Raw genomic sequence first — 13,495 nt, forward strand, 5'->3', positions numbered from 1 at the left:
TTTGCTTTTTACGCAGAATTCCACCCTTCCTGATTGCATGCCTCCCTGACACTCCGTAGAATTCCGCGCCTTAGTGTGATCCACCATTTTTATGCGCTTCGACGAAATAATTATTCTGGATCTGACCCTTTTTAAAAAGGAAGCCAATGGAAAAGAAACTTGGCCTGAGCGCTTTAACTGCGCTTGTTTTAAGCTCCATGCTCGGCGCAGGTGTATTCAGTCTGCCGCAGAATATGGCTGCCGTAGCCAGCCCGTCAGCATTGCTTATCGGCTGGGGGATCACCGGTGCCGGGATCCTGCTACTGGCCTTCGCCATGCTGCTGCTGACGCGCATCCGTCCCGACCTCGACGGCGGCATTTTCACCTATGCCCGTGAAGGCTTTGGTGAGCTGGTGGGTTTCTGTTCCGCATGGGGATACTGGTTGTGCGCGGTGATCGCCAACGTCTCTTATCTGGTGATCGTCTTTTCTGCGCTGAGTTTCTTTACCGACACGCCTGAACTGCGCCTGTTTGGCGATGGTAATACCTGGCAATCGATCGTTGGCTCCTCGGTGCTGCTGTGGTTCGTCCATTTCCTGGTGCTGCGCGGCGTGCAGACTGCGGCGAGCATCAACCTGGTCGCCACCCTGGCGAAGCTGGTGCCGCTTGGGCTGTTTGTCGTGCTGGCGATTATCGCGTTTCGTCTCGATGTGTTTAGCATGGATTTCTCCGGCGTGGCGCTGGGCGTCCCGGTCTGGGAGCAGGTGAAAAACACCATGCTTATCACCCTGTGGGTGTTCATCGGGGTGGAAGGCGCGGTTGTGGTCTCGGCCCGGGCACGTAATAAGCAGGATGTTGGTCGCGCCACCCTGCTGGCGGTGCTGGCCGCGCTGGGGGTTTATCTGCTGGTCACGTTGCTCTCACTGGGTGTGGTCGCCCGTCCTGAGCTGGCGGAGATGCGTAACCCGTCGATGGCGGGCCTGATGGTCAAAATGATGGGTTCCTGGGGCGAAGTGGTGATTGCCGCCGGGCTGATCGTGTCGGTGTGTGGAGCTTATCTGAGCTGGACCATCATGGCGGCAGAGGTGCCGTTCCTGGCCGCAACGCATCAAGCGTTTCCCCGTCTGTTTGCCCGTCAGAACAAAAACAGTGCGCCTTCCGCCTCGCTGTGGTTGACCAACATCAGCGTGCAGATTTGTCTGGTGCTGATCTGGCTCACAGGTTCGGACTATAACACGCTGTTAACCATCGCCTCTGAAATGATTCTGGTACCCTATTTCCTGGTGGGTGCATATTTGTTAAAAATAGCTACCCGCCCGATGCACACCGTTGTGGGGATGGGAGCCTGCATTTATGGCTTATGGCTGTTGTATGCGTCTGGTCCGATGCATCTGCTGCTTTCCGTGGTACTTTATGCGCCTGGGCTGCTGGTGTTTATTTACGCCCGTCGCACCCACCAGCTGCAACACGCGCTTAAACGCCGTGAAATGGTGTTGATTGGAATGATACTGGTTGCCGCATTACCGGCAACGTGGATGCTGATGGGATAAGCGACTTTTCCCATCGTCGACTGGATAAGGAGAATACGATGGGACACGCAAAGCCGCTCCCGATCCTGATTACTGGCGGAGGCCGTCGCATCGGCCTCTCGCTTGCGCACCACTTTCTGAATCTTCACCAGCCGGTGATTGTAAGCTACCGGACGAAATATCCCGCTATCGCCACCCTGTGCGAGGCGGGCGCGACCTGCATTCAGGCCGATTTTGCCACCGACGACGGGATTCTGGCCTTTGCCGAGCGCGTGAAAGCCGAAACCCCTGGCTTACGCGCTATCATTCACAACGCCAGCGCGTGGATGCCAGAGTCGCCGGATACCTCGCTCAGCGAAACCCTCTCCTGCATGCTGCAAATACACGTTCACGCCCCCTACCTGCTGAACCATGCTCTGCAGGACCTGCTGCGCGGGCACGGCCATGCTTCCAGCGACATTATCCATTTCACCGATTACGTGGTGGAGCGTGGCAGCGATAAGCACATTGCCTATGCCGCCAGCAAAGCCGCGCTGGATAACATGACCCGCTCGTTTGCCCGCAAGCTGGCGCCGGAAGTGAAAGTCAACGCCATCGCCCCGTCGCTGATCATGTTTAATGAGCATGATGATGCCGACTATCGTCAGCAGGCGCTGAATAAATCGCTCATGAAGATCGCGCCTGGTGAAAAAGAGGTGATCGATTTAATCGACTACATCCTGACCAGCTGTTACGTCACTGGCCGGTCGTTTGGCGTTGACGGCGGGCGGCCGTTACGTTAGTGAAAACGGCTCCAGCAGAAGATTAACACCCAGGCGCTGAAGCACCAGCAAACCACCGCCCCGCCCAGCGCCAGGGGCAGACGCATCATGCCGATGAAGTACCACAGCGAAAGCAGATAGAGGAAGTAGGGAATAATCGCCCACATGCCAAAAATGATGGTGGTGCGCAGCGCCTCAATGCCGCGCTCAGAGGCAACGATATAATGGGCGATCAGGGCAAAGGTCGGGAACAACGGCAGCAACCCGGCGATGTAATAATTCTTCGTTTTTGCCAGTATCCCAATGATTAAAACCACCAGTGCGCCTATCGCCGCTTTAATAAACAACCCCATCCCTTTTCCCTTAACAACTAAATAACAATGTCGGGCAGCATAACGGAACGACAACTTTTTGCGAATGATTAATGCAAGGTTAAGGTTTTGCGGTGTATGTTGGTTTTTTTCGCAGACTCAGACTGGTTATGAATAAGATCGTATACGTTGAGGATGAACCTGAAGTCGGCCAGCTGATTGCCGCTTATCTGGGTAAACATGATATGGACGTCATCGTCGAACCGCGCGGCGACCATGCTGAAGAGGTAGTGGCGCGGGAAAAACCCGATCTGGTGCTGCTGGATATCATGTTACCCGGCAAAGATGGGATGACCCTGTGCCGGGATCTGCGCGCCCGCTGGCAAGGCCCCATTGTATTACTGACCTCCCTCGACAGCGATATGAACCACATTTTGTCGTTAGAAATGGGCGCCAACGACTATATCCTGAAAACCACTCCACCGGCGGTGCTGCTCGCGCGCCTGCGCCTGCATCTGCGCCAGCACGTCACGGCCTTCAGCGATGCCTCCTCCCCGCAGTTAACGCCCCATAAAGCCCTGCGTTTTGGCACGTTATCCATCGATCCGGTGAATCGTCAGGTGCTGCTGTCCGGTGAGCAGGTGGCGCTTTCCACGGCAGATTTTGATCTGCTGTGGGAGCTGGCGACCCATGCCGGACAGATTATGGACCGGGATGCGTTGCTGAAAAACCTGCGCGGCGTCAGCTACGATGGGATGGACCGCAGCGTGGATGTCGCAATCTCCCGCCTGCGCAAAAAACTGCTGGATAACGCCACCGAACCTTTCCGCATCAAAACCGTGCGTAATAAAGGCTATCTCTTCGCGCCACACGCCTGGGATATCTGACCCCCTCAGCCCGCATCGCCAGAATACCTTTCCCGGCAATGCGGGCTGCTTCCTGCTGTTGAAATCCCCCCTGCTGATTAAACTTTTGCGCCTGCCTGCATAATATGTATTATGTTATAACATAACAATTATGAGGATGGGATTGTGTTAATCAAAAAGTTGGTGCTGGCGTCTGTTCTTGCGACCCTCGCAAATTCGGTTTTTGCCGCACAGGTTTATCCGCTGACGGTAGAAAACTGTGGGATTAAAGAGACATTTACCCGCGCGCCGCAACGGGTGGTGACTGTCGGGCAACACGAGACGGAATTACTGCTGGCGCTGGGACTGGAAAAGAAAATCAGTGCCACGTCGGTCTGGTTTGGTCCACTACCGGATGCGGTAGCGGAACGCGGTAAAGGATTAAAAAAACTGGCCGATAACGCCCCTTCCTTTGAGGCTGTCACCGCCCAGAATCCCGATCTGGTGCTGGCGCAATATCACTGGCATATCGGGCCGCAGGGAGAAACCGGCACCCGTGAGCAGTTTGCAACGCTTGGCATTCCGACCTGGATCTCTCCCGCCGATTGCATCGGCAAAAGCGTAACCGACAGTTCAAATGGCGACGGGGCGCGCAGCACCCCTTTCACCATTGAGGAAATCAAACGTGAAATCGATGCGCTGGCAGCCATCTTCGATGTTCAGCCGCAGGGGGATCAGCTCAACGAGGCGCTGACCCGACGTATTCAGAAGGCTCAGGCGCGCGCGGCGTCGCAGCACTCGCGCCCTTTAAAAGTGGTGTTCTGGTTCTCCAGTAGCCGTCTGAAAGGCGATCCCTGGGTGGCGGGCGATTACGGCGCACCGGGCTGGATCAGCAACACGCTGGGACTGAAAAATATCATTGATTCCCATGATGAATGGCCGGCCGTGACCTGGGAACACATTGCTCAGGCGCAGCCTGACATTATTGTGATTGCAGAGATGTCCCGGCGACTTTACCCCGCTGATGATGTGGCGGTTAAAAAAGCCTTTTTGCACGACGACCCCGTCACCCGAAATATGCCCGCTGTTAAAAAAGGCCACATCATTGTCGTGCCTGCGATGTCACTGAACCCCTCATTACGTAATGTCGATGCCGTTGAGATGATAAGTAACCAGCTTGCGACCTGGCAGACTGCACAATGAGCCTACTGACTTTGCGTGTTCCCTTCAGAATGCCACGCTGGAGACCGCGAAGCCTGATGGTCCTCGGATTGCTGACCCTGCCGTTAACACTGGTTTTCGCCGCAACCGTCGGTGATATGCCGGTGACGTATACGACGGCAGGAAAAGCGATCCTTAACGGCCTTGGGCTGGGTGGCTGGCCCCTCCCACAGATTGAGGAAGGGATTATCTGGGAATACCGCATGAGCCGGGCGCTGATGGCGGCCTGCAGCGGAGGGGGACTGGCGCTTTGCGGCCTGGTGATGCAGTCCATTCTGCGTAATCCGCTGGCTGAGCCCTATCTTCTGGGGATCTCTTCCGGCGCTTCACTTGGCGCGGTCTGCGTTATGCTGCTGGGGGTGGGTGGCAGCACGCTGGGCATCAGCGGCGGTGCCTTTGTGGGCGCATGCTGCGCGTTTGGGCTTATCATGCTGATCACGCACGGGATGAGCGACAGCCCGCCGCGCATATTGTTAGCGGGCATCGCCGGGACGCAACTGTTTAACGCCATGACGGCGTACATTGTCAGCACATCCGCGAATGCGGAGCAGTCGCGCAGCGTGATGTTCTGGCTGCTGGGAAGTTTGAGCGGCGTACGCTGGCCGGATGCCATCCTGGCCCTGGCGGTGGTAATGGCCGGGTTGATGGTGGTTTTCGCATTTTCACGTTCGCTTGATACCTTCACCTTTGGGGATGAAGTCTCGACTACGCTGGGCGTGCCGGTAACCCTGGTACGTATCATGCTGCTGCTTACCTGTGCGCTGGTGACAGCGGTGATGGTCAGTATCATCGGTGCGGTGGGGTTTGTTGGGCTGGTGATCCCGCACATTACACGCCTGTTATGTGGCCCCGGGCATCGCCGCGCCATTCCCCTGACCTTTCTGATCGGCAGTCACTTTATGATCCTCGCCGATGTGGTTTCTCGTACCCTGATTACTCATCAGGTTCTTCCCATAGGCGTGGTCACCGCACTGGTGGGTGCGCCTGCATTTGTGGTTCTGCTGTATCGCAGCCGGGAGAAAAAATAATGACCCTTTCCTTGAAAGGATTGCAGCTGACCCTGCAGTCGCGAAAAGTGCTGCACGACATCAATCTTGAGCTGGCTACCGGGGAAGTTATTGGCTTGCTGGGGCCGAATGGTTCCGGTAAATCAACACTGCTGCGCTGCCTGGCGGGGTTGTTCCCGCACCAGGCGCATCATATCCGCCTTGATGGAACTCCGCTCAACGCGATCCCCCTGCGGGAGCGGGCAAAAAAACTGGCGTTTGTTCCCCAGCATGCCGACGTCGACGGCGATCTTTGCGTGGAGCAAATCGTCCGTCTGGGCCGCACGCCGCACCGCAGGGGGCTTTTTAGCTGGGACAGTACCGACGACATCGCCGTGGAGGATGCCATCCGTCTGATGAAACTTTCCAGCTTGCGACACCGCCTCTGGCGACAACTTTCCGGCGGGGAACGGCAGCGCGCTCAAATCGCCCGCGCCCTCGCCCAACGGCCGGGGCTACTGATCCTCGATGAACCCACCAACCACCTGGATATTGAGTACCAACTGGAATTAATGACGTTAATCACCAAACTGCCGGTTACGGTGGTGGTGGCGCTGCATGATCTCAATCTCGCCGCCAACTATTGCCAGCGGCTGGTGCTGCTGAAATCCGGGTCTGTGATTGCCAGTGGACCACCGGATACCGTGCTGACCCCTGCGCTGATCGAAAATGCCTGGCATGTGAAAGCAAACGTGATAAAGCAAGGCGAGACGTTAAATATTCGCTATGCCATGAGGCAGCCCATTGCGTAAAGTGTGCCATGTTCCGCCAGAGAGTGTGAACCGTCTGGTCGGGCCGCATCATTAACGCGTGGTATTTGGGTGATACGTAATGAAAAAGCTGTTCGTGCAGTTTTACCTCCTGCTGTTTGTCTGCTTCCTGGTAATGGCCATGCTGGTCGGGCTGGTCTACAAATTCACCGCCGAGCGCGCGGGCAGGCAATCGCTGGATGACCTGATGAAAAGCTCGCTCTATCTGATGCGTAGCGAACTGCGTGAGATCCCTCCTCACGACTGGGCGCGCACCATTAAGGAGCTGGATCTGAATTTATCCTTCAAACTGCGCATCGAACCGTTGAAAAAGTACGACCTGGATGCCCCGACCATGCAGCGCCTTCGTGGGGGTGACATCGTGGCGCTGGACGATCAATACACCTTTATCCAGCGTATCCCGCGCAGCCACTATGTGCTGGCGGTTGGCCCGGTGCCCTACCTCTATTTCCTGCACCAGATGCGCCTGCTGGATCTCGTCCTGCTGGCCTTTATCGCCATTTCGCTGGCCTTCCCGGTCTTTATCTGGATGCGTCCCCACTGGCAGGACATGCTCCGCCTTGAGGCCGCTGCCCAGCGCTTTGGCGACGGGCACCTGACTGAACGGATCCATTTCGACAGCGCCTCCAGCTTTGAGCGTCTGGGGGTGGCCTTTAACCAGATGGCCGACAACATCAACGCGCTGATCGCCAGCAAAAAGCAGCTGATCGACGGTATCGCCCACGAGCTGCGTACCCCGCTGGTGCGGTTGCGCTACCGGCTGGAGATGAGTGAGAACCTGACCGCGGCGGAATCACAGGCGCTGAATCGCGATATCGGCCAACTTGAGGCGCTGATTGAGGAGCTGCTGACCTATGCCCGGCTCGATCGCCCGCAGAACGAACTTAAACTCACCACCCCGGATCTCCCGGCCTGGTTGCGTAGCTATGTTGAAGACGTGCAGAGCGTTAACCCCCAGCGCACGCTGCTGATAGACAGCATGGGCGGCGATTACGGCGCGCTGGATATGCGTTTGATGGAGCGGGTGCTGGATAATCTGGTCAATAACGCCCTGCGCTACAGCGATAACACCCTGCGAATTTCACTGCACCTGAGCGGCAGCCGCGCCACGCTGTCGGTGGAGGATGACGGCCCGGGCATTGCACCAGAGGCGCGTCAGCGGGTGTTTGAACCCTTTGTCCGACTCGACCCGAGCCGTGACCGCGCCACCGGCGGCTGCGGCCTGGGGCTGGCTATCGTCCACTCGATCGCTCAGGCGCTGGGCGGCGATGTCAGCTGCGAAGCGAGCGATCTCGGCGGCGCCAGGTTCTGCTTCAACTGGCCTGTCTGGCATCATATCGCCCTTCCCATCCCTGACTGAACCAAACCGCACGCTGGCCTGACCGGGCGTGCTGTGCTATATAATGAGTATGTTGTAACTAATGTGGTGTGCTATGGCGACTTACGATCTGCTCGAACGCTTAAACTCAACCTTTCGCCAGATGGAACACGAGCTGGCGCAACTTACCCACGATCTGCAATCCTGCCGCTTGCTGGCGGGCCGCGTCTTCTCCCTGCCGGACGTTGCCAAAGGGGCTGAACACGATCCGCTTAACGCCATCGCGGTAAAGCAGCACATCGGCCAGGAAGCCCTGACCATGGCGCTGCAACACTACCGCCACCTGTTTATTCAGCAGCAGTCGGAAACCCGCAGCAGCAAGGCCGCCGTGCGCCTGCCGGGGGTGATCTGCCTGCAGAGCGACGCCGCCCACCGGATGCAGCTTACGGAACAGATCGCGAGCATTAACGCCTTAAAAGCGGACTTTGAAAAAATCGTCACCGAGGAGTCTGGCCTGGCTCCCGCCGCACGCTTTGAGTGGGTGCATCACCAGTTGCCGGGGTTGATCACGCTCAACGCCTATCGCACGTTAACGGTGATCAATCACCCCGCCACGCTGCGCTTCGGCTGGGCCAATAAGCACATCATCAAGAATTTCACCCGCGATGAGGTGCTGGAGATGCTGGAAAAAAGCCTGAAGTCTCCGCGCGCCGTGGCGCCCTGGTCCAGAGATCAGTGGGTGGAGCGGCTGGAGGCAGAATATACCGCCATCCATGCGCTGCCTGTGCAGGCGCGGCTGAAGATCAAAAGGCCGGTAAAGGTGCAGCCTATCGCCCGCGTCTGGTATGCCGGACAGCAAAAGCAGGTGCAGTACGCCTGCCCGACGCCGTTGATTGCGTTGTACGACGTTGACCAGGGCGCGGTGATCCCGGATATCGGCGAGTTGCTGAATTACGATGCTGACAACGTACAGCATCGTTATAAGCCCCAGGCGCAGCCGCTACGCTTAATCATTCCGCGGCTGCACCTGTATGTTGCGGAGTAGCTATTTCAGGCTACCGACCATCTCTTCCGGGCGAACCCAGCTGCCGAACTCGGCCTCGGTGAGATAGCCCAGCGCCAGCGCGGCGGCTTTGAGCGTCAGCCCCTCTTTATGGGCTTTTTTCGCGATCTCAGCCGCCTTGTCGTAGCCAATATGGGTATTGAGTGCCGTCACCAGCATGAGCGACTCATTGAGCAGCTGGCTGATGCGCTCGCGATTAGGCTCAATACCTACCGCGCAGTGTTCGTTAAAGCTCTCCATGCCATCGGCCAGCAGACGCACCGACTGCAGGAAGTTATGGATCACCATCGGACGGTAGACGTTCAGTTCAAAGTTGCCGGACGCCCCGCCCATGTTGACCGCCACATCGTTGCCCATCACCTGGCAGCAGAGCATGGTCATGGCTTCACACTGGGTTGGGTTCACCTTGCCCGGCATGATGGAGCTGCCCGGCTCGTTCTCAGGAATACTGATCTCACCAATGCCGCAGCGCGGCCCGGAGGCCAGCCAGCGCACGTCGTTGGCGATTTTCATCAGCGATGCCGCCAGCCCTTTCAGCGCCCCGTGGGCATGCACCAGCGCATCGCAGGTGGCCAGCGCTTCAAACTTGTTCGGCGCGGTGACAAACGGCTGCCCGGTGATGGTCGCCAGTTCCTCAGCCACGCGTACCGCGTATTCAGGATGGGTGTTAAGCCCGGTGCCCACCGCGGTGCCCCCCAGTGCCAGCTCCGCCAGGTGCGGCAGGCTGTGGTCGATATGGCGCAGATTGTGGTCGAGCATCGCTACCCAGCCGGAGATCTCCTGGCCGAGAGTCAGCGGTGTGGCATCCTGCAGATGGGTTCGGCCAATTTTGACGATATCGGCGAACGCCTGAGCTTTATCATCGAGGGTCTGCTTGAGCACGTTCAGCTGTGGAATCAGCTGCTCCCGCAGGGCAATCAGCGCCGCCACATGCATCGCCGTCGGGAAGACGTCGTTGGAACTCTGGCTTTTGTTAACGTCATCGTTGGGGTGGATCTTGCGCTCCATGCCGCGTACGCCGCCGAGCAGCTCGCTGCCACGGTTTGCCAGCACCTCGTTCATATTCATATTGCTTTGGGTGCCGGAGCCGGTCTGCCAGATAGCGAGAGGGAACTCGTCGGGATGTTTGCCCGCCAGCACTTCATCGGCGGCGTTGATAATGGCGGTGGCTTTTTCTGCCCCCAGCAGGCCTAAATCCTGGTTTACCTTGGCTGCCGCACGTTTAGTCAGCGCCAGGGCCTGGATCAGCGAGACCGGCATTTTTTCAGTGGAAATACGGAAATGTTCCAGCGAACGCTGGGTTTGTGCGCCCCAGAGTTTGTCCTGCGGGACGTCGATGGCGCCCATCGAATCTTTCTCACTGCGTGAGGTCATTACTTTCTCCTTGATAACACTGAAGTGGATTGCTCACAGCTCAAAGAAATAAGTATTGATGAGATCGGGGAAACGGTATGGCGCTTTGTGCGCTCTTTTTGTTGTCCGGCGGCACTGCGCCTATCCGGCCTATCTTACTGGCAGGCCGGATAGGCGTTTTAGATCACTTCACACAGGCCGAACACTGTGAAGACTGGATCTGTTTGAAGAAGTCGTTGCCTTTGTCATCCACGAGGATAAACGCCGGGAAGTCTTCCACTTCAATTTTCCAGATGGCTTCCATCCCCAGTTCCGGGTATTCCACGCACTCGAGGCTCTTGATGCTGCCCTGCGCCAGCACCGCGGCCGGGCCGCCGATACTGCCGAGGTAGAAACCACCGTGCTTGTGGCAGGCGTCGGTCACCTGCTGGCTGCGGTTGCCCTTCGCCAGCATGATCATGCTACCGCCGTTGGCCTGGAGCTGATCTACATAAGAATCCATACGCCCTGCCGTGGTTGGCCCCAGGGAACCGGAAGCATAACCATCAGGAGTCTTGGCCGGACCCGCGTAATAGATCGGGTGATCCTTGATGTACTGCGGCAGCCCTTCGCCGTTATCCAGACGCTCCTGCAGCTTCGCGTGAGCGATATCACGGCCCACGATGATGGTGCCGTTCAGCGACAGACGGGTGGAGACCGGGTACTGCGAAAGCTGGGCCAGGATCTCGCTCATCGGACGGTTCAGGTCAACGCGCACCGCCTCGCCCTCGCCCGCTTTACGCAGCTCTTCCGGGATGTATTTCCCTGGGTTGTTTTCCAGTTTTTCGATCCAGATACCGTCGCGGTTGATTTTGGCCTTGATGTTACGGTCAGCGGAGCAGGAGACGCCCATACCCACCGGGCAGGACGCGCCGTGACGCGGCAGGCGGATCACGCGGATATCGTGGGCAAAATATTTGCCGCCAAACTGTGCGCCCAATCCGAGGTTCTGGGCTTCCACCAGCAGCTCCTGTTCCAGCTGCACATCGCGGAACGCCTGACCGTGCTCGTTACCTTCGGTTGGCAGGCCGTCATAATATTTGGTGGAGGCCAGTTTAACGGTTTTCAGGGTGCTTTCTGCCGAGGTGCCGCCGATGACAAAGGCGATGTGGTACGGCGGGCAGGCCGCGGTGCCAAGGGTACGCATCTTCTCGACCAGGTAGTTCTTCAGCTTGCCCGGCGAGAGCAGCGCTTTGGTCTCCTGGTAGAGATAAGTTTTGTTGGCTGAACCGCCGCCTTTAGCGATGCAGAGGAATTTGTATTCGTCGCCATCGACGCTGTAGAGGTCGATCTGCGCCGGCAGGTTGGTACCGGTATTCACCTCTTTGTACATATCCAGCGCGGCGTTTTGCGAATAGCGCAGGTTATCTTCGATATAGGTGTTATAGACGCCGTGCGCCAGGGCCGCTTCGTCACCGCCGCCGGTCCAGACGCGCTGGCCTTTTTTACCGGTGATGATGGCGGTGCCGGTGTCCTGGCAGGTCGGCAGAATGCCTTTCGCCGCGATATCGGAGTTACGCAGGAACTGCAACGCAACGTATTTGTCGTTTTCACTGGCCTGCGGGTCGCTGAGGATATCGGCCACCTGCTGCTGGTGCGCCGGGCGCAGCATGAAGGAGGCATCGTGGAAGGCCTGTTGCGCCAGTAAGGTCAGCGCCTGCGGGTCCACTTTGAGGATCTCCTGACCTTCAAACTCAGAGACAGAAACGTAATCGCGGGTTAACAGGTAATATTCGGTCTGATCCTTGGCCAGCGGGAAAGGATCCTGATAATAGAAGGGTTTATTCGACATTGTTCTCTCACTTACGACATTGCTGATTATGGTTCAGGCAGATGTTCCGTTTGCCTTGCTTAAAAGCGAGTTGGCTTATCCTACACAATTTTTTAACAAAAACTGAGACTAGTACGACTTTTTCCGTGCGCAGGTTACTTCCGCCCGGTTTATTGCTTTAATACGGGCAGTTAATTCCACATTTGAAACAGGGCTTGATAATGCAAAAACTCATTAACTCAGTGCAGAACTACGCCTGGGGAAGTAAAACTGCGTTAACGGATCTCTACGGTATCGCCAACCCCGACAACCTGCCGATGGCAGAGCTGTGGATGGGGGCGCACCCAAAGAGCAGCTCAAAAATTGAGGGTGCCCACGGGGTTCGCTCCCTGCGTGAGGTCATCGACGCGGATAAAGGCACGCTGCTGGGTACGCAGGTCGCTGACCGTTTTGGCGAACTGCCGTTTCTTTTTAAGGTGCTGTGCGCGGATCAGCCGCTCTCCATTCAGGTTCACCCGAACAAGCAGGCCTCAGAAGCAGGTTTTGCCAAAGAGAACGCCGCCGGTATTCCGCTGGATGCCGCCGAGCGTAACTATAAAGATCCGAACCACAAACCGGAGCTGGTTTTCGCTTTAACGCCGTTCCTGGCGATGAATGCTTTCCGCGAATTCTCTGAAATTGTCTCCCTGCTTCAGCCGGTGGCCGGGGCACACAGCGCCATTGCCCACTTCCTCGAAAAACCCGATGCAGAGCGCCTGAGCCACCTCTTCGCCAGCCTGCTCAATATGCAGGGCGAAGAAAAATCCCGCGCGCTGGCGGTGCTGAAAGCCGCTCTGAACAGCCAACAGGGTGAGCCGTGGCAGACTATCCGCGTGATTTCAGAGTTCTACCCCGACGACAGCGGCCTGTTCTCACCGCTGCTGTTAAACGTGGTCAAACTCGAACCGGGTGAAGCGATGTTCCTGTTCGCCGAAACGCCGCACGCCTACCTTAAAGGCGTGGCGCTGGAGGTGATGGCCAACTCCGATAACGTGCTTCGCGCGGGCCTGACGCCAAAATACATCGATATTCCTGAACTGGTGGCGAATGTTAAATTTGTCGCCAAACCGGCGGCAGAATTGCTCACCCAGCCGGTTAAAAACGGTGCAGAACTGGACTTCCCGATCCCGGTTGAAGACTTTGCGTTTTCGCTTCACGAACTGAGCAGTGCAGAAAGCGCGCTGGCTCAGCAGAGCGCGGCGATCCTCTTCTGCGTTGAGGGCGAAGCCGTCGTGAGCAAGGGTGACGAGCGGCTGGTGCTGAAGCCGGGCGAGTCGGCATTTATTGCCGCCAGTGACTCGCCGGTCAACGTCAGCGGCGTCGGTCGTCTGGCCCGTGTTTACAACAAGCTATAGTGACCTACTGAATTTTTTAACATTTGTTGCTAAGCTATTGGTAATCTTATGACCTCACCGGGCGGTTTTAACCGCTCGGTTTCATTTTAGGGATA

Annotated in this window: 12 protein-coding genes; 9 read left to right on the forward strand and 3 right to left on the reverse strand. The window is 57.3% G+C overall.

What is annotated here, in order from left to right:
- The first annotated feature begins 146 nt into the window (after positions 1 to 146).
- The gene (locus C3F35_RS01380) at positions 147 to 1,529 is read left to right on the forward strand and encodes an amino acid permease (RefSeq protein WP_103793207.1); all 1,383 of its coding nucleotides are present in this window, start codon (positions 147 to 149) and stop codon (positions 1,527 to 1,529) included.
- A gap of 38 nt (positions 1,530 to 1,567) precedes the next feature.
- On the forward strand, positions 1,568 to 2,290 hold the full coding sequence (folM, locus tag C3F35_RS01385; protein ID WP_032617872.1) for a dihydromonapterin reductase: 723 nt from the start codon (positions 1,568 to 1,570) through the stop codon (positions 2,288 to 2,290).
- Here the strand turns inward: folM and C3F35_RS01390 are convergent.
- Positions 2,287 to 2,622 (reverse strand): GlpM family protein, encoded by a 336-nt coding sequence (locus C3F35_RS01390; protein WP_032617871.1) that lies wholly within the window; start codon positions 2,620 to 2,622, stop codon positions 2,287 to 2,289. The genes folM and C3F35_RS01390 overlap by 4 nt on opposite strands.
- A 128-nt stretch (positions 2,623 to 2,750) precedes the next feature.
- Between C3F35_RS01390 and rstA the strand changes: the two genes are divergently transcribed.
- From rstA to tus, 6 genes are all read left to right on the forward strand, one after another.
- Complete coding sequence (gene rstA / locus C3F35_RS01395) at positions 2,751 to 3,467, forward strand: two-component system response regulator RstA (protein ID WP_032617870.1); 717 nt, start codon at positions 2,751 to 2,753, stop codon at positions 3,465 to 3,467.
- Between the two features lie 144 nt (positions 3,468 to 3,611).
- Positions 3,612 to 4,628 carry an ABC transporter substrate-binding protein gene (locus tag C3F35_RS01400; protein WP_103793206.1) on the forward strand — a complete coding sequence of 339 codons (1,017 nt, stop codon included), beginning with the start codon at positions 3,612 to 3,614 and terminating at the stop codon, positions 4,626 to 4,628.
- Positions 4,629 to 4,684: 56 nt separating this feature from the next.
- Positions 4,685 to 5,674 (forward strand): FecCD family ABC transporter permease, encoded by a 990-nt coding sequence (locus C3F35_RS01405; protein ID WP_103793205.1) that lies wholly within the window; start codon positions 4,685 to 4,687, stop codon positions 5,672 to 5,674.
- Entirely contained in the window at positions 5,674 to 6,444 is a 771-nt protein-coding gene (locus C3F35_RS01410) for an ABC transporter ATP-binding protein (RefSeq protein WP_103793204.1), read from the forward strand. Before C3F35_RS01405 ends, C3F35_RS01410 begins: the two co-directional genes overlap by 1 nt.
- 79 nt (positions 6,445 to 6,523) lie before the next feature.
- Positions 6,524 to 7,822 (forward strand): two-component system sensor histidine kinase RstB, encoded by a 1,299-nt coding sequence (gene rstB / locus C3F35_RS01415; RefSeq protein ID WP_103793203.1) that lies wholly within the window; start codon positions 6,524 to 6,526, stop codon positions 7,820 to 7,822.
- A gap of 73 nt (positions 7,823 to 7,895) precedes the next feature.
- Positions 7,896 to 8,825, forward strand: coding sequence for a DNA replication terminus site-binding protein (gene tus / locus C3F35_RS01420; protein ID WP_103793202.1), 930 nt, complete (start codon positions 7,896 to 7,898; stop codon positions 8,823 to 8,825).
- Here tus and fumC read toward each other — a convergent pair whose 3' ends face one another.
- Both fumC and fumA read right to left on the reverse strand, forming a co-directional pair.
- Positions 8,826 to 10,217, reverse strand: coding sequence for a class II fumarate hydratase (gene fumC / locus C3F35_RS01425; RefSeq protein ID WP_103793201.1), 1,392 nt, complete (start codon positions 10,215 to 10,217; stop codon positions 8,826 to 8,828).
- A gap of 163 nt (positions 10,218 to 10,380) precedes the next feature.
- Positions 10,381 to 12,027 (reverse strand): class I fumarate hydratase FumA, encoded by a 1,647-nt coding sequence (gene fumA / locus C3F35_RS01430; RefSeq protein ID WP_032617863.1) that lies wholly within the window; start codon positions 12,025 to 12,027, stop codon positions 10,381 to 10,383.
- A gap of 200 nt (positions 12,028 to 12,227) precedes the next feature.
- On the opposite strand from fumA, the gene manA reads away from it, so the two are divergent.
- Positions 12,228 to 13,400: a mannose-6-phosphate isomerase gene (gene manA / locus C3F35_RS01435; protein WP_103793200.1), complete on the forward strand. Its 1,173-nt coding sequence runs from the start codon at positions 12,228 to 12,230 to the stop codon at positions 13,398 to 13,400.
- The last annotated feature ends 95 nt before the right edge of the window (positions 13,401 to 13,495 follow it).

Source organism: Leclercia sp. LSNIH3 (assembly GCF_002935105.1).
Classification (GTDB): Bacteria; Pseudomonadota; Gammaproteobacteria; order Enterobacterales; family Enterobacteriaceae; genus Enterobacter; species Enterobacter adecarboxylatus.

Excerpts from the sequence above, each read along its gene's own strand:
- folM (WP_032617872.1), top strand. The coding sequence starts at position 1,568 with ATGGGACACGCAAAGCCGCTCCCGATCCTGATTACTGGCGGAGGCCGT.
- C3F35_RS01390 (WP_032617871.1), bottom strand. The coding sequence starts at position 2,622 with ATGGGGTTGTTTATTAAAGCGGCGATAGGCGCACTGGTGGTTTTAATC.
- fumA (WP_032617863.1), bottom strand. The coding sequence starts at position 12,027 with ATGTCGAATAAACCCTTCTATTATCAGGATCCTTTCCCGCTGGCCAAG.
- manA (WP_103793200.1), top strand. The coding sequence starts at position 12,228 with ATGCAAAAACTCATTAACTCAGTGCAGAACTACGCCTGGGGAAGTAAA.
- rstB (WP_103793203.1), top strand. The coding sequence starts at position 6,524 with ATGAAAAAGCTGTTCGTGCAGTTTTACCTCCTGCTGTTTGTCTGCTTC.
- tus (WP_103793202.1), top strand. The coding sequence starts at position 7,896 with ATGGCGACTTACGATCTGCTCGAACGCTTAAACTCAACCTTTCGCCAG.
- C3F35_RS01410 (WP_103793204.1), top strand. The coding sequence starts at position 5,674 with ATGACCCTTTCCTTGAAAGGATTGCAGCTGACCCTGCAGTCGCGAAAA.
- C3F35_RS01405 (WP_103793205.1), top strand. The coding sequence starts at position 4,685 with ATGGTCCTCGGATTGCTGACCCTGCCGTTAACACTGGTTTTCGCCGCA.
- fumC (WP_103793201.1), bottom strand. The coding sequence starts at position 10,217 with ATGACCTCACGCAGTGAGAAAGATTCGATGGGCGCCATCGACGTCCCG.
- rstA (WP_032617870.1), top strand. The coding sequence starts at position 2,751 with ATGAATAAGATCGTATACGTTGAGGATGAACCTGAAGTCGGCCAGCTG.
- C3F35_RS01380 (WP_103793207.1), top strand. The coding sequence starts at position 147 with ATGGAAAAGAAACTTGGCCTGAGCGCTTTAACTGCGCTTGTTTTAAGC.